This window comes from Corynebacterium sp. HMSC055D05 (genome assembly GCF_001810365.1).
GTDB lineage: Bacteria > Actinomycetota > Actinomycetes > Mycobacteriales > Mycobacteriaceae > Corynebacterium > Corynebacterium coyleae.
The window spans coordinates 197,565-213,504 of the sequence record NZ_KV801078.1 but is presented as its reverse complement, the minus strand read 5'-3'; the positions used below and the strand labels follow the sequence as shown (position 1 = coordinate 213,504).

General features: G+C 61.1%; 10 protein-coding genes. 9 read left to right on the top strand and 1 reads right to left on the bottom strand.

Annotation, left to right across the window (positions count from 1 at the left end; genetic code table 11):
• The first annotated feature begins 391 nt into the window (after positions 1 to 391).
• From rplJ to HMPREF2734_RS09525, 5 genes are all read left to right on the top strand, one after another.
• Positions 392 to 913, top strand: a complete 522-nt coding sequence (rplJ, locus tag HMPREF2734_RS09545) for a 50S ribosomal protein L10 (RefSeq protein ID WP_070422696.1) — start codon at positions 392 to 394, stop codon at positions 911 to 913.
• Between the two features lie 52 nt (positions 914 to 965).
• The gene (gene rplL / locus HMPREF2734_RS09540; protein ID WP_070422697.1) at positions 966 to 1,352 is read left to right on the top strand and encodes a 50S ribosomal protein L7/L12; all 387 of its coding nucleotides are present in this window, start codon (positions 966 to 968) and stop codon (positions 1,350 to 1,352) included.
• A gap of 90 nt (positions 1,353 to 1,442) precedes the next feature.
• Complete coding sequence (locus HMPREF2734_RS09535; protein ID WP_070570630.1) at positions 1,443 to 2,357, top strand: cell envelope lipid trafficking protein PgfA; 915 nt, start codon at positions 1,443 to 1,445, stop codon at positions 2,355 to 2,357.
• 334 nt (positions 2,358 to 2,691) lie between these two features.
• On the top strand, positions 2,692 to 6,189 hold the full coding sequence (locus tag HMPREF2734_RS09530) for a DNA-directed RNA polymerase subunit beta (protein WP_070570629.1): 3,498 nt from the start codon (positions 2,692 to 2,694) through the stop codon (positions 6,187 to 6,189).
• An 86-nt stretch (positions 6,190 to 6,275) separates the two neighbouring features.
• Positions 6,276 to 10,274, top strand: a complete 3,999-nt coding sequence (locus HMPREF2734_RS09525; protein WP_070570628.1) for a DNA-directed RNA polymerase subunit beta' — start codon at positions 6,276 to 6,278, stop codon at positions 10,272 to 10,274.
• 114 nt (positions 10,275 to 10,388) lie between these two features.
• Here the strand turns inward: HMPREF2734_RS09525 and HMPREF2734_RS09520 are convergent, their stop codons facing one another.
• The gene (locus HMPREF2734_RS09520; RefSeq protein ID WP_070570627.1) at positions 10,389 to 11,000 is read right to left on the bottom strand and encodes a DUF1707 SHOCT-like domain-containing protein; all 612 of its coding nucleotides are present in this window, start codon (positions 10,998 to 11,000) and stop codon (positions 10,389 to 10,391) included.
• 211 nt (positions 11,001 to 11,211) lie between these two features.
• On the opposite strand from HMPREF2734_RS09520, the gene rpsL reads away from it, so the two are divergent.
• The 4 genes from rpsL to tuf all read left to right on the top strand — a co-directional run bounded on the left by rpsL (position 11,212) and on the right by tuf (position 15,869).
• Positions 11,212 to 11,583 carry a 30S ribosomal protein S12 gene (gene rpsL, locus HMPREF2734_RS09515; protein ID WP_070570626.1) on the top strand — a complete coding sequence of 124 codons (372 nt, stop codon included), beginning with the start codon at positions 11,212 to 11,214 and terminating at the stop codon, positions 11,581 to 11,583.
• Between the two features lie 3 nt (positions 11,584 to 11,586).
• On the top strand, positions 11,587 to 12,054 hold the full coding sequence (gene rpsG / locus HMPREF2734_RS09510) for a 30S ribosomal protein S7 (RefSeq protein WP_070570625.1): 468 nt from the start codon (positions 11,587 to 11,589) through the stop codon (positions 12,052 to 12,054).
• Between the two features lie 198 nt (positions 12,055 to 12,252).
• Entirely contained in the window at positions 12,253 to 14,373 is a 2,121-nt protein-coding gene (fusA, locus tag HMPREF2734_RS09505) for an elongation factor G (protein WP_070422704.1), read from the top strand.
• Between the two features lie 305 nt (positions 14,374 to 14,678).
• Positions 14,679 to 15,869, top strand: coding sequence for an elongation factor Tu (gene tuf / locus HMPREF2734_RS09500; RefSeq protein ID WP_070422705.1), 1,191 nt, complete (start codon positions 14,679 to 14,681; stop codon positions 15,867 to 15,869).
• Positions 15,870 to 15,940 lie beyond the last annotated feature (71 nt).

Below are 15,940 nucleotides of genomic sequence, written 5' to 3'. Positions count from 1 at the left end.
ACATCGCCTGCACTAACACCTCGAACGAATTCATACCCAAAACGCTAAACGCCCGGCGCAGAAATTGCACCTGGCCTGTGGATAACTGCGCGTGGGGTCGTCGAAAAGCAGTCGAAAAGTAATGGCTTATCCACAGGCAATTTGACCTCGCGGCGAAACCCGCTAAGATACCCACCGAAGTTTGAGCGATCCGTAAGGGTCGCGCTCAAGTTTCACCGAAGACCGTCGGTCACTTCCGTAAGGGAGTCGAAGGTATCCCATTCCAGGGATCGACCCACGCAGGAGAAACGAGGCTGGACTTGCGTCTGCCCCGTGCCTTCTGCACGGGGCATTTTTCATTGGTGCTCCGGGCGGATTGAAGGACATGAAGTATCGGAAGGAGGCGTGTGTCATGGCAAACCCGAAGAATGTTGCGGAACTTGCAGCTCTGAAGGAGAAGTTCGCTGAGGCGGACTCCATCGTGCTGACTGAGTACCGTGGCCTGACCGTCGGCCAGCTCCAGCAGCTGCGCGGCGATATGGGCTTTGATGTCGAGTACCACGTCGCCAAGAACACTCTCATCAAGATCGCTGCTAATGAGCAGGGCATTGAGGGTCTCGACGATCTTCTCACCGGCCCGACCGCTGTTGCGTTCATCAAGGGCGACGCGGCTGTTGATGCTGCGAAGGTGATGAAGAAGTTCAACAAGGACCACGACGCGTTCGTGATCAAGGGTGGCTTCATGGACGGTAACGTCCTGGACGCTTCCCAGATCGACGCTCTGGCTGAGATGGACAACCGCGAGACCACCCTTGCGAAGCTCGCTGGTGCGTTCGAGGGTTCTCTGGCAAAGGCTGCCGGCCTGTTCCAGGCTCCGGCCTCCAAGACGGCTCGTCTTGTCGCTGCGCTGCAGGACAAGCAGGAAGCCGCGTAAGCAAACTTTTACATCTGGGCTGCAGACGCCCACCTAAAGAAAGGAAGCCATCATGGCTAAGCTCACCAAGGACGAGCTCATTGAGCAGTTCAAGGAAATGACCCTCATCGAACTTTCCGAGTTCCTGAAGGAATTCGAGGAGGTCTTCGACGTGACCGCTGCTGCTCCGGTTGCAGTTGCTGCTGCTCCGGGCGCTGCTGGCGATGCTCCGGCTGCTGAGGAGAAGGACGAGTTCGACGTTGTTCTCGAGGACGCTGGCGACAAGAAGATCGGTGTCATTAAGGCTGTCCGCGAGCTCGTTCCGGGCCTGGGCCTGAAGGACGCTAAGGAAATGGTTGAGGGCACCCCGAAGGCCATCCTGGAAGGCGCTTCCAAGGACGATGCTGAGGCTGCTAAGGCTAAGCTCGAGGAGGCTGGCGCAAAGGTCACCCTCAAGTAAGAGCCTTTCGCTTTTCGACGACACCCCCGCCCACCGGTACGTTTACCGGCTGGCGGGGGTTTCGCTTGTCCTGCGCTAAGATTTCGGACCATGCTGCGTTTTTCCCGTTCCTTGGCCGCGTTGGTTGCTGGTGTGGGTATTGCGCTGGTGGTTGCTGGGGTGTTGGCGCCGCGGGTGTTGTTGTCAGGGGAGCGGTTGCCGTTGGCGTTGGGGGATGCGACGTGGACGATTACGGATCCGGATGGCATGCGTGCGGGGGAGTCGGCGCCGGTGACGCGTCAGTTGCATTTGGAGGTGATGGAGCCTTCGGGGGATGAGCGGGCGGCTATTCGTGTGGGGGATTCGGTGCGAGCGGGTGAGGCTCCGGGGGATTTTGAGAATTTGGTGTCTGCGACGACGTGGTCGTATGAGTTGGATCGGGTGTCGGGTGAGGCGTTGTCGCCGGCGCAGGCGCAGGTAATTTTTGCGATGCCTGCTGCTCAGGTGGCGGTGAATGGTGTGTGGCTGAAATTCCCGTCGCCCGCGCCCGCGTCGGACGTGGACGTGTTTGATCCGGTGTTGCGTGGTTCGGCGGTGGCGCGGTTCGTCGATACGCAAGAGATCGGCGGACGCACCGTCAACCGCTACCAGCAGACGGTCGCTCCGACGAATATCGCGCAGCGCTACGCCGATCCGCGTAATACGTTGACGGTTGATGGTGAACGTACGTTCTTTACTCATGCGGCGGAGCGCGAGTTGCTTGTCGACGAGCAAACGGGCGTTGTTGTGGGCATCAACGAGCGTGTCGACGACTACTATGCCGACGCCGAGGGGAACGGCGTGCAGAACGTGCTGACCTATGACGGACGTATGGACGAGGCGCAGGTCACGGAACTTGTGCAGCGGGTTGGTCAGGCGCAGCCGAAGGCGGCCAATCCGTTGTTGTGGTGGATTGTCACCGGTGTCGGTGCGGTGTTGGCCCTGGTGGGGCTGATTGGTTCGGTTGTTTCGGCGCGTCGCAATTGACGAGTCGCGCGGGTGGGGTGGTAGGCTGCCCTCCAGCAACTTGGACAACGGCACCAGACGGCACGGGTGCGTGAGGGTTGTAACGCGGGGGGTTGAGTGCCCGATAGGGCCCTTTACAATTTGTTAGCTTTTGTATAAGCTTGCTCGTTGCGCTGGAAGCCGTCTCCAGTACGTCATTGAAGCCTTGTGCATACGGATGAGAATTTCCTATTTGACAAGGTGATTTTGTTGTCTCTGGGGGCGGGTCTTCCGAAGCAGACCAAATGCTAACTTATCCTGCGGAAATGCCGCTGGACCGCGAAGCCAGACGCGGGCCGGTGAGCATCCGCCAGAGGTGCTGGAAGGACCCAACTTGGCAGTCTCAGACCAGACCATGAATATGGCTGAAATCCCGGGGGCTCCGGAACGTTATTCGTTCGCGAAGATTAACGAGCCCATTACCGTCCCGGGCTTGCTCGATGTGCAGCTCGAATCGTTCGCGTGGCTCGTCGGTACGTCGGAGTGGCGTGAGAATGAGCAGGCGAGCCGTGGCGACGATGCACGCGTCACCTCGGGCCTTGAGGACATTCTTGAGGAGATCTCCCCGATCGAGGACTACTCGGGCAACATGAGCCTGACGTTGTCCGAGCCGCGCTTCGAAGACGTGAAGTACACGATCGACGAGTGCAAGGACAAGGACATCAACTACTCCGCGCCGCTCTATGTGACCGCGGAGTTCATTAACAACGACACGCAGGAGATTAAGTCCCAGACCGTGTTCATTGGCGATTTTCCGCTGATGACCGACAAGGGCACCTTCATTGTCAACGGCACCGAGCGTGTCGTTGTCTCCCAGCTGGTGCGCTCCCCAGGCGTGTACTTCGACGAGTCGATTGATAAGTCCACGGAGCGCCCGCTGCACTCCGTGAAGGTTATCCCGTCTCGCGGCGCTTGGCTCGAGTTCGACGTGGACAAGCGTGACACCGTTGGTGTGCGTATTGACCGTAAGCGTCGCCAGCCGGTTACCGTCCTGCTGAAGGCTCTGGGTTGGACCACGGAACAGATCACGGAGCGCTTCGGCTTCTCCGAGATCATGATGTCCACCCTGGAAAACGACGGTGTGAACAACACCGACGAGGCTCTGCTGGAGATTTACCGCAAGCAGCGTCCGGGCGAGCAGCCGACGCGTGACCTTGCGCAGTCCCTGCTGGAGAACTCGTTCTTCAAGGCGAAGCGTTACGACCTGGCTCGCGTGGGCCGTTACAAGGTCAACCGCAAGCTTGGTCTCGGCGGCGATCACGACGGTTTGATGACGCTGACCGAAGAGGACATTGCTACCACCCTCGAGTACTTGGTGCGTCTGCACGCAGGTGAGTCGGAGATGACCTCCCCGTCCGGTGAGATCATCCCGATCAACACCGACGACATCGACCACTTCGGTAATCGTCGTCTGCGCACCGTGGGTGAGCTGATCCAGAACCAGGTCCGCGTTGGCCTGTCCCGTATGGAGCGCGTCGTGCGTGAACGCATGACCACCCAGGATGCGGAGTCGATTACCCCGACGTCGCTGATTAACGTGCGTCCGGTCTCCGCTGCGATCCGCGAGTTCTTCGGTACCTCGCAGCTGTCGCAGTTCATGGACCAGAACAACTCTCTGTCTGGCCTGACCCACAAGCGTCGTCTGTCTGCGCTTGGTCCGGGTGGTCTGTCGCGTGAGCGCGCCGGCATCGAGGTGCGAGACGTGCACCCGTCGCACTACGGCCGTATGTGCCCGATTGAGACCCCGGAAGGCCCGAACATTGGTCTGATTGGTGCGCTGTCCTCGTACGCGCGCGTCAACCCGTTCGGTTTCATTGAGACGCCGTACCAGAAGGTCGAAGACGGCAAGCTGACCGACCAGATTGATTACCTCACCGCCGACGAGGAGGACCGCTACGCCATTGCGCAGGCGGCCACCCCGATGGATAAGGACGGCAACCTCACCGGTGAGCGTATCGAGGTCCGCCTCAAGGACGGCGACATCGGCGTCGTCGGCCCGAAGGGCGTTGACTACCTGGATATTTCCCCGCGTCAGATGGTGTCCGTGGCTACGGCGATGATTCCGTTCCTCGAGCACGACGATGCGAACCGTGCCCTCATGGGTGCGAACATGCAGAAGCAGGCTGTGCCGCTGCTGCGCGCCGAGTCCGCATACGTGGCTACCGGTATGGAGCAGCGTGCTGCATACGACGCTGGCGATACCGTCATTTCCAAGAAGGCCGGCGTGATTGAGAACGTCACGGGCGACTACATCACCGTCATGGATGATGAGGGTGGCCGCGACACCTACATGCTGCGCACCTTCGAGCGTACGAACCAGGGCACCTGCTACAACCAGACCCCGATCGTGAACGCGGGCGACCGCGTCGAGGCCGGTCAGGTTATCGCTGACGGCCCGGGCACCAAGGACGGCGAGATGGCTCTCGGCCGTAACCTGCTGGTTGCGTTCATGCCGTGGGAAGGCCACAACTACGAGGACGCCATCATCCTCAACCAGCGCGTGGTCGAGGAGGACATCCTCACCTCCGTGCACATCGAGGAGCACGAGATTGATGCCCGCGACACCAAGCTCGGTGCCGAGGAGATCACCCGTGAGATCCCGAACGTGTCCGAGGACGTGCTGAAGGATCTGGACGAGCGCGGCATCATCCGTATCGGTGCTGACGTGCGTGACGGCGACATCCTCGTCGGTAAGGTCACCCCGAAGGGCGAGACCGAGCTGACCCCGGAGGAGCGCCTGCTGCGCGCCATCTTCGGCGAGAAGGCCCGCGAGGTCCGCGACACCTCCCTGAAGGTGCCGCACGGCGAGCAGGGCAAGGTCATTGCTGTGCGTCGCTTCTCCCGTGAGGACGACGACGATCTGTCCCCGGGCGTGAACGAGATGATCCGCGTGTACGTGGCTCAGAAGCGCAAGATCCAGGACGGCGACAAGATGGCTGGCCGCCACGGCAACAAGGGTGTCGTGGGCAAGATCCTGCCTCAGGAAGACATGCCGTTCATGGCTGACGGCACCCCGGTGGACATCATTCTGAACACCCACGGTGTGCCGCGTCGTATGAACATCGGCCAGGTGCTCGAGGTTCACTTGGGCTGGCTGGCGAAGGCCGGCTGGACGGTGAACCCGGACGATCCGGCGAACGCCAAGTTGCTGGAGACCCTGCCGGAGCACCTGTATGACGTCCCGCCGGAGTCGCTGACCGCAACCCCGGTGTTCGACGGTGCGACCAACGACGAGATCGCTGGCCTGCTTGCTAACTCCAAGCCGAACCGCGACGGTGACGTCATGGTGGACGGCGACGGCAAGACTGTCCTGTTCGACGGCCGTTCCGGTGAGCCGTACAAGTACCCGATTTCGGTCGGTTACATGTACATGCTGAAGCTGCACCACCTGGTGGACGAGAAGATTCACGCTCGTTCCACTGGTCCGTACTCGATGATTACGCAGCAGCCGCTGGGCGGTAAGGCTCAGTTCGGTGGCCAGCGTTTCGGCGAGATGGAGGTGTGGGCAATGCAGGCTTACGGCGCTGCCTACACGCTGCAGGAGCTGCTGACCATTAAGTCGGATGACGTGGTCGGCCGTGTGAAGGTTTACGAGGCGATTGTCAAGGGCGACAACATCCCGGATCCGGGTATTCCGGAGTCTTTCAAGGTGTTGCTCAAGGAGTTGCAGTCCCTGTGCTTGAACGTGGAGGTTCTCTCTACTGATGGCACGCCGATGGAGCTCGACGGCGATGACGACGAGTTTGATCAGGCTGGCTCCTCGCTCGGCATTAACCTGTCCCGCGATGAGGGTGCAGCGGCGGATACCGCTTAGGCGCCAGGTGGTCGTCGTAAAGCAATTGCTTGTCGACGATCAAACGAACGCAATAGCCAACCACTTAAAAGAAAAGGAATCTTTACGTGTTTGACGTAAACCTCTTCGATGAGCTTCGCATCGGCCTGGCCACCGCCGACGACATTCGCCGTTGGTCCCACGGCGAGGTGAAGAAGCCTGAAACCATTAACTACCGCACGCTCAAGCCGGAAAAGGACGGCCTGTTCTGCGAGCGCATCTTCGGTCCGACCCGCGACTGGGAGTGTGCCTGCGGTAAGTACAAGCGTGTCCGCTACAAGGGCATCATCTGCGAGCGCTGCGGCGTCGAGGTGACCAAGTCCAAGGTGCGCCGTGAGCGCATGGGCCACATTGAGCTGGCTGCTCCGGTGACGCACATCTGGTACTTCAAGGGTGTGCCGTCGCGTCTGGGCTACCTGCTCGACCTGGCGCCGAAGGATCTTGAGCGCATCATTTACTTCGCGGCGAGCATCATCACCTCGGTTGATGACGAGGCTCGCCACAACGACATGTCCACCCTCGAGGCGGAGATGTTGATGGAGAAGAAGGATGTCGAGGACGACACCAACTCCGAGATCGCCGACCGTGCGCAGAAGTTGGAGGAGGACCTCGCTGAGCTCGAGGCTTCCGGTGCGACTGCTGCTGCCCGCAAGAAGGTGCAGAACGCTGCCGATAAGGAGATGCAGCACCTGCGCGAGGCTGGCGAGCGCGAGGTTGAGCGCCTCGACGAGATCTGGACCACCTTCCAGAAGCTCGCTCCGAAGCAGATGATTATCGACGAAAACCTCTACGAGGAACTCGTCGACCGTTACGAGGATTACTTCACCGGCGGCATGGGCGCCGAGGCAATCCAGACCCTGATCCGCAACTTCGACCTCGACGCCGAGGCTGAGGAGCTGCGTGGCATCATCGCCGAGGGCAAGGGCCAGAAGAAGGTCCGCGCCCTGAAGCGTCTGCGCGTTGTCGCTGCGTTCCAGCGCTCGGGCAACGACCCGGCCGGCATGATCCTCGACGCCATTCCGGTGATCCCGCCGGAGCTGCGTCCGATGGTCCAGCTCGACGGTGGCCGTTTTGCTACCTCCGACCTGAACGACCTGTACCGCCGCGTGATCAACCGCAACAACCGTTTGAAGCGCATGATCGACCTGGGCGCACCAGAGATCATCGTGAACAACGAGAAGCGCATGCTGCAGGAGTCCGTCGACGCGCTGTTCGACAACGGTCGTCGTGGCCGTCCGGTCACCGGCCCGGGCACCCGTCCGCTGAAGTCCCTGTCTGACCTGCTCAAGGGCAAGCAGGGCCGCTTCCGCCAGAACCTGCTGGGTAAGCGTGTGGACTACTCCGGCCGTTCCGTGATTATCGTCGGCCCGCAGCTGAAGCTGCACGAGTGTGGTCTGCCGAAGCGTATGGCGCTTGAGCTGTTTAAGCCGTTCGTGATGAAGCGCCTCGTCGATAATGACTACGCGCAGAACATCAAGTCCGCCAAGCGCATGGTGGAGCGTCAGCGCCCTGAGGTGTGGGACGTCCTCGAAGAGGCGATTTCCGAGCACCCAGTGCTGCTCAACCGTGCACCGACCCTGCACCGTCTGGGTATCCAGGCGTTCGAGCCGAAGCTGGTCGAGGGTAAGGCAATTCAGCTGCACCCGCTGGCCTGTGAAGCATTCAACGCCGACTTCGACGGTGACCAGATGGCAGTCCACCTGCCGCTGTCCGCAGAGGCGCAGGCTGAGGCCCGCATCCTGATGCTGTCCTCCAACAACATCCTGTCCCCGGCATCCGGCAAGCCGCTGGCAATGCCGCGCCTGGACATGGTGACCGGCCTGTACTTCCTAACCATGCTCAAGGGCCCGCAGGAGATCGGCGGCGAGGGCGCATATGCACCTGCCGACGAAAACGGCCCGGAGCGCGGCGTCTACTCGTCCTACCGTGAGGCCATCATGGCTTACGACCTGGGCGTGCTTGGCCTGCAGGCACCGATCAAGGTGCGCATCGATCACCTGCGTCCGACGGAGGAGATCGAGGCAGAGCAGTTCCCGGATGGTTGGACGAAGGGTCAGCCGTGGATGATGGAGACCACCCTTGGTCGCATCATGTTCAACGAGCTCATGCCGTTTAACTTCCCGTACCAGGAAGGCGCCATGGTCCGTAAGGGCGGTGGCGGCGGCAAGGTGCTGCTCGGCGACATCATCCAGTCCATGGTTGAGCAGTACCCGATGATCACCGTCGCTCAGGTGCTGGACAAGATGAAGGACGCTGGCTTCTACTGGTCCACCCGTTCCGGCGTCACCATCTCCATGTCCGACGTGCTGATTCTCCCGAACAAGAACGAAGTTCTCGAGCAGTACGAGAAGGAAGCCGAGGCCATCGAGCGCAAGTTCTGGGAGAAGGGCGCGCTTACGGAGGAGAACCGTTACGACCGTCTGGTCGAGCTGTGGCAGGATGCCACCAACAAGGTTGGTCAGGCCGTCGAGGACCTGTACCCGGACGACAACCCGATTCCGATGATCGTGAAGTCCGGTGCTGCAGGTAACATGCGTCAGATCTGGACCCTGGCCGGCATGAAGGGCATGGTCGTGAACTCGCGTGGTGAGTACATCACGCGCCCGATCAAGACCTCTTTCCGCGAAGGCCTGTCCGTGATGGAGTACTTCAACAACTCCCACGGTTCCCGTAAGGGTCTTGCCGATACCGCTCTGCGTACCGCTGACTCGGGCTACCTCACCCGTCGTCTGGTGGACGTGGCGCAGGACGTCATCGTCCGCGAGGAGGACTGTGGCACCCGTCAGGGCGTCAAGGTTCCTGTTGCCGTGGAAAACGCTGGCGTTTTCCACCGCCACGACCTGGTCGAGACCTCTGTCTCCGGCCGCGTTCTGGCTGCGGATGCCACCGACGCTGATGGCAAGGTCATCGCCGAGGCTGGTACCGAGTTGAGCGAGCAGCGTATCGACGACCTCGTGGCCGCCGGCATCACCGAGGTCAAGGTTCGCTCCGTGCTGACCTGCCAGACCCCGACCGGTGTCTGCGCGAAGTGCTACGGCAAGTCCATGGCCTCCGGTCACCTCGTCGACATCGGCGAAGCCGTCGGCATCGTGGCTGCACAGTCCATTGGTGAGCCGGGTACTCAGCTGACCATGCGTACCTTCCACCAGGGTGGTGTCGGTGGCGACATTACCGGTGGTCTGCCGCGTGTCCAGGAGCTCTTCGAGGCCCGCGTTCCGAAGAACCGCGCCCCGATCGCTTCCGTGGCCGGCACGATCTCGCTCGAGGACGAGGGCAACTTCTGGACGCTGACCATCCACCCGGATGACGGTTCCGACGTGGTGGTCTACGAGAAGCTGTCCAAGCGCCAGGGCCTGGCCCAGGTTCGCCGCCCGATGGAGTCCAACCCGGACGCCATGATCGAGCGTGGCCTGCGCGAGGGTGACCACGTCGAGGTGGGCGAGCGCCTGCTTCGCGGTGCTGCTGACCCGCACGACGTGCTCGAGGTTCTCGGCCGTCGCGGTGTGGAGAAGCACCTTATCGACGAGGTCCAGGCCGTGTACCGCACCCAGGGTGTGTCCATTCACGACAAGCACATCGAGATCATCATCCGCCAGATGCTGCGTCGCGGCACCGTGATCGACTCGGGTACCACCGAGTTCCTCCCGGGCACGCTCGTGGACCTGTCGGAGGCACGCCAGGTCAACGCCGCTGCTGTGGCAGACGGTGGCGAGCCGGCCGAGATGCGCTCCGAGATCATGGGCATCACCAAGGCGTCGCTGGCTACCGAGTCCTGGCTGTCCGCCGCATCCTTCCAGGAGACCACCCGTGTGCTCACGGACGCTGCGATTAACAAGCGCTCCGACAAGCTCATCGGCCTGAAGGAGAACGTGATCATTGGTAAGTTGATCCCGGCTGGTACCGGCATCTCCCGCTACCGCAACATCCAGGTCAAGCCGACCGAGGCAGCACGCTCCGCGGCGTACGCCATCCCGACCTTCGGCGATTCCATCTACGGCGACGAAGGCTACGGCGAGTTCACCGGCGCGTCCGTGCCGATGGAAGAGTTCGGCTACGAGGAGCTCTAAAGCAGCCCCAGCATTCTGGCTTAGCTAGGTCTGCTTCATAGCCCGGCCTCCCCACATGTGGGGAGGCCGGGCTTTTTCTGAAGCGGAACGCGAGGTGATGCGGCGCGAAGTTCGCTAAATGCGTGCGCCGCGGGCGGCGCGGACAATACCTACACCGCCCATGAGTGCCAGACCGCGGATGCGGACGACGGGGGCGTCGACGGGAATCTCTGCGAGGGAATACCTGCAGGACGAATGAGTTTCCACCCCGAAACCACCCATAATTCCAATTCCTGAATCAACGACTCGGACATCGTCGGGCACGACAATTTCGATGCCGCCCATAATGGCGAACGCGTTGATCTCGGTCTCGTAAGAACTCAACCGAGCCTCGCGCAGATCGATTGAGCTTCCTCCCATCACGGTGAGGGAAGTGTGTGTTGGAGCCACCAACCAGTCTCCGCCGCGTTCGCTGCCGCCCATGACGGCGAGGCTGAACTGGGAGCCGCCAGATTCGCCGGTAACGTAATTTCTCGCTCCTGAGGTGTGTTGGACGGTGACGGGTGAGAGATCGTCGATAAGCGCTGGCAGCTCATCGATAAAGGTTGCCTCGTAGAGCATGCGGGAACGTTCGTCGAACTCGGTGACGGTGAGCTGTCCATCGACGAAGGCGTCGTGGAGAAAGGCTGCGGCACGTTCACGGTCGGCGCTGCTCAGTCGCTTACGAGGGAGGTTTTGCTCGCTCATGCCACGAAAGCTAGCACGGATTTGCTGTCGTGCCCTGGCGTGTTGTAAATTATTTGACGTTTCGCCCGTGTGAATCGGTGCGAAGTTAAACGAACTCCATGCGACTCGTTCACTAGGTAGTTCATGCAAACGGCAGGGCCCCGGAAGAAGAGCCCCTATTTTTGCATGTATGGCCATGTGTGAGCGGGACGCGCGAACAGAAAGGGCTTGAATGCCTACTATTCAGCAGCTGGTCCGCAAGGGCCGCCACACCAAGAGCGCGAAGGTGGCTACTGCTGCGCTGAAGGGCTCCCCGCAGCGCCGCGGCGTGTGCACCCGCGTGTACACCACCACCCCGAAGAAGCCGAACTCTGCACTGCGTAAGGTCGCCCGTGTGCGCCTGACTTCCGGCATTGAGGTTTCCGCTTACATTCCGGGCGAGGGACACAACCTGCAGGAGCACTCCATGGTGCTCGTGCGCGGCGGCCGTGTGAAGGACCTCCCGGGTGTGCGCTACAAGATCGTTCGTGGCGCCCTCGATACCCAGGCAGTGAAGGACCGTAAGCAGGCACGTTCCCGCTACGGCGCGAAGAAGGGACAGTAATCAATGCGTAAGCAGCAAGCACCGAAGCGTCCCATCGTTAAGGATCCGGTATACGACTCCGAGCTGGTCACCCAGCTTGTGAACAAGATCCTGCAGGACGGCAAGAAGTCCACCGCCGAGCGCATCGTCTACGGCGCACTCGAGATCTGCCGCGAGAAGACCGGCACCGATCCGGTGGGCACCCTGGAAAAGGCTATCGGCAACGTTCGCCCGGACCTCGAGGTTCGCTCCCGCCGTGTTGGTGGCGCAACCTACCAGGTCCCGGTTGACGTCAAGCCGGAGCGCTCCACCACTCTCGCCCTGCGTTGGCTGGTCACCTTTACCCGCCAGCGTCGCGAGAACTCGATGATCGAGCGTCTCGCCAACGAGATCCTGGATGCTTCCAACGGTCTCGGCGCATCCGTGAAGCGTCGCGAGGATGTCCACAAGATGGCAGAGGCCAACCGCGCCTTCGCCCACTACCGCTGGTAAGAGCTGGAAGCGAGATGATCGTCGGCAGACCCCGAAACTGCATATGTGTCCCCTCGTGGGGCCCGCGTTTTCGGGGTTTTCGTCGATAAGCACAAGCTCGCGCTGCCATTTGAGCAACAAAGTGGCAGAATTGACTAACGACAACTAACCGACAAAGACGCTTCACCGCGTCGACGACATTAAGTTGGGGTAACAAACGTGGCACAAGAAGTGCTTAAGGACCTGCACAAGGTCCGCAACATCGGCATCATGGCCCACATTGACGCCGGTAAGACCACCACCACCGAGCGCATCCTGTTCTACACGGGCATCAACCGCAAGGTCGGCGAAACCCACGACGGTGGCGCAACCACCGACTGGATGGATCAGGAGAAAGAGCGCGGCATCACCATTACGTCCGCAGCTGTGACCTGTTTCTGGAACAACAACCAGATCAACATCATTGACACCCCGGGTCACGTGGACTTCACCGTTGAGGTGGAGCGCTCCCTGCGCGTGCTCGATGGTGCTGTCGCCGTGTTCGACGGCAAGGAAGGTGTTGAGCCGCAGTCCGAGCAGGTGTGGCGTCAGGCTGCGAAGTACGACGTACCGCGTATCTGCTTCGTCAACAAGATGGACAAGCTGGGTGCAGACTTCTTCTACACCGTCGGCACCATTGTCGACCGCCTCGGCGCTAAGCCGTTGGTAATGCAGATTCCGATCGGCGCTGAGGACGACTTCGACGGCGTCGTCGATCTGCTCGAGATGAAGGCTCTGCAGTGGCCGGGCAAGGTCGAGACCGGCACGCCGCCTCAGATCACCGAGATCCCGGAGGACCTCAAGGAGCTCGCAGAAGAGTACCGCGAGAAGCTTCTCGAGACCGTTGCTGAGTCCGACGAAGAGCTCATGGAGAAGTACTTCGGTGGCGAAGAACTCACCATCGAGGAAATCAAGGGCGCCATCCGCAAGCTCACCGTGAACTCCGAGATCTACCCGGTGTTCTGCGGTACCGCATACCGCAACAAGGGCATCGAGCCGATCCTCGACGCTGTTGTTGACTACCTGCCGAGCCCGCTGGACATCGGCGAGGTGCGTGGCACCTCCGTCGACGGCTCCGAGGAACTCTTCCGTAAGCCGTCCGTCGAAGAGCCGTTCTCCGCACTGGCCTTCAAGATCGCCGTGCACCCGTTCTTCGGCAAGCTCACCTACGTGCGCGTCTACTCCGGCCAGGCTATTCCGGGCGAGCAGATGCTCAACTCCACGAAGTCCAAGAAGGAGCGCGTGGGCAAGCTCTTCCAGATGCACGCGAACAAGGAGAACCCGGTCGAGCACGCAGACGCCGGCAACATCTACGCGTTCATCGGGCTGAAGGAAACCACGACCGGCGACACGCTGTGCAACCCGGATCACCCGATCATCCTCGAGTCCATGGACTTCCCGGACCCGGTTATCCAGGTGGCCATCGAGCCGAAGACCAAGGCCGACCAGGAGAAGCTCGGTACCGCTATTCAGAAGCTTGCTGAAGAGGACCCGACCTTCACCGTCCAGCTCGACGAAGAGACCGGCCAGACCGTCATCGGCGGCATGGGCGAGCTCCACCTCGACGTGCTGGTGGACCGCATGAAGCGCGAGTTCAAGGTTGAGGCAAACATCGGTTCCCCGCAGGTTGCTTACCGCGAGACCATTCGCAAGAAGGTCGAGTCCCTCGACTTCACCCACAAGAAGCAGACCGGTGGTTCGGGCCAGTTCGCAAAGGTCATCGTAACCATCGAGCCGTACAACCCGGATCCGGAGACCCTGGAAGAGGGCGAGTCCGCAACCTACAAGTTCGAGAACGCCGTCACCGGTGGTCGTGTGCCGAAGGAATACATCCCGTCCGTCGACGCTGGTATCCAGGACGCAATGCAGTACGGCTACCTCGCTGGCTACCCGCTGGTGAACATCAAGGCCACCCTCGAGGACGGCGCTTACCACGACGTCGACTCTTCGGAAATGGCGTTTAAGATCGCTGGCTCCCAGGTCCTCAAGGAAGCTGTTGCTAAGGCGAAGCCGGTTCTGCTTGAGCCGGTCATGGCTGTTGAGGTCGTGACCCCGGAGGAGTACATGGGCACCGTTAACGGTGACATCAGCTCCCGCCGTGGCCAGGTCTACGCCATGGAAGATCGCTCCGGCGCAAAGGTCGTCCGTGCGAAGGTGCCGCTGTCCGAGATGTTCGGCTACATCGGCGACCTGCGTTCCTCGACCGCTGGCCGTGCAAACTTCACCATGGTGTTCGACTCCTACGCTGAGGTTCCGCAGAGCGTTGCGCAGGAGATCATCGAGAAGCGCAACGGCAACTAAGTCGCCCTCTCCCGCCAGCTGCGTGCCAGCAGCTGGCGTACAAGGGAGAACCCCTAGCGGGGTAGCGGTCGCGCTGAGGCAACGCAACAACGGGCGTTGTCTGAGCCGGCCGTTACCCTCTAGGTTGGTCCGGGGAATCGGATCGGCCAGTTTGAAAAACGGCCTTTTTGAACCTAGGATCTTGTAACTGGCACATTGTGAAATGGCTCCCGTCGCTATATCCGTTTTGGGCTGTAGCGGTTGGGCGTAAGCAAACCACGTGGCTGCGAAGGTCGTAGCCACCATGAAGTCCAGGAGGACAATCAGTGGCAAAGGAAAAGTTCGAGCGCACTAAGCCGCACGTGAACATCGGCACCATTGGTCACGTCGACCACGGCAAGACCACCACCACCGCTGCGATCACCAAGGTACTGGCAGACCAGTACCCGGAGGAGAACAAGGCCTTCGACTACGCGATGATCGATAAGGCTCCGGAGGAGCGCGAGCGCGGCATTACCATCAACATCTCCCACGTGGAGTACAACACCCCGAAGCGTCACTACGCACACGTCGACGCCCCGGGCCACGCCGACTACATCAAGAACATGATTACCGGCGCTGCTCAGATGGACGGCGCAATCCTCGTGGTTGCTGCTACCGACGGCCCGATGCCGCAGACCCGTGAGCACGTTCTGCTCGCTCGCCAGGTTGGCGTTCCGTACATCCTCGTTGCACTGAACAAGTGCGACATGGTCGACGACGAAGAGATCATCGAGCTCGTCGAGATGGAGGTCCGCGAGCTGCTGGCTGAGCAGGACTACGACGAGGAAGCACCGATCGTCCACATCTCCGCTCTCAAGGCTCTCGAGGGCGATGAGAAGTGGGTTCAGTCCATCGTCGACCTCATGCAGGCTTGCGATGACTCCATCCCGGATCCGGAGCGCGAGACCGACAAGCCGTTCCTGATGCCGATCGAGGACATCTTCACCATTTCCGGCCGCGGCACCGTGGTTACCGGCCGTGTGGAGCGTGGCGTCCTCAACCTCAACGACGAGGTCGAGATCATCGGTATCCGCGAGAAGTCCCAGAAGACCACCGTCACCTCCATCGAGATGTTCAACAAGCTTCTCGACACCGCTGAGGCTGGCGACAACGCTGCACTGCTGCTGCGTGGTCTGAAGCGCGAGGACGTCGAGCGCGGCCAGGTCATCATCAAGCCGGGCGCTTACACCCCGCACACCAAGTTCGAGGGCTCCGTCTACGTCCTGTCCAAGGACGAGGGCGGCCGCCACACCCCGTTCTTCGACAACTACCGTCCGCAGTTCTACTTCCGCACCACCGACGTTACCGGTGTTGTGAAGCTGCCGGAGGGCACCGAGATGGTTATGCCGGGCGACAACGTCGACATGACCGTCGAGCTCATCCAGCCGGTCGCTATGGATGAGGGTCTGCGCTTCGCTATCCGCGAGGGCTCCCGCACCGTCGGCGCTGGCCGCGTTACCAAGATCCTCGACTAATTCGAGTCGATCTGAGGTAACCGTCGGATAAACGCCAAGGCCGCCTCTCCCGTTTGGGAGGGGCGGCCTTT

Excerpts from the sequence above, each read along its gene's own strand:
- rplJ (WP_070422696.1), top strand. The coding sequence starts at position 392 with ATGGCAAACCCGAAGAATGTTGCGGAACTTGCAGCTCTGAAGGAGAAG.
- rplL (WP_070422697.1), top strand. The coding sequence starts at position 966 with ATGGCTAAGCTCACCAAGGACGAGCTCATTGAGCAGTTCAAGGAAATG.
- HMPREF2734_RS09535 (WP_070570630.1), top strand. The coding sequence starts at position 1,443 with ATGCTGCGTTTTTCCCGTTCCTTGGCCGCGTTGGTTGCTGGTGTGGGT.
- HMPREF2734_RS09520 (WP_070570627.1), bottom strand. The coding sequence starts at position 11,000 with ATGAGCGAGCAAAACCTCCCTCGTAAGCGACTGAGCAGCGCCGACCGT.
- rpsL (WP_070570626.1), top strand. The coding sequence starts at position 11,212 with ATGCCTACTATTCAGCAGCTGGTCCGCAAGGGCCGCCACACCAAGAGC.
- rpsG (WP_070570625.1), top strand. The coding sequence starts at position 11,587 with ATGCGTAAGCAGCAAGCACCGAAGCGTCCCATCGTTAAGGATCCGGTA.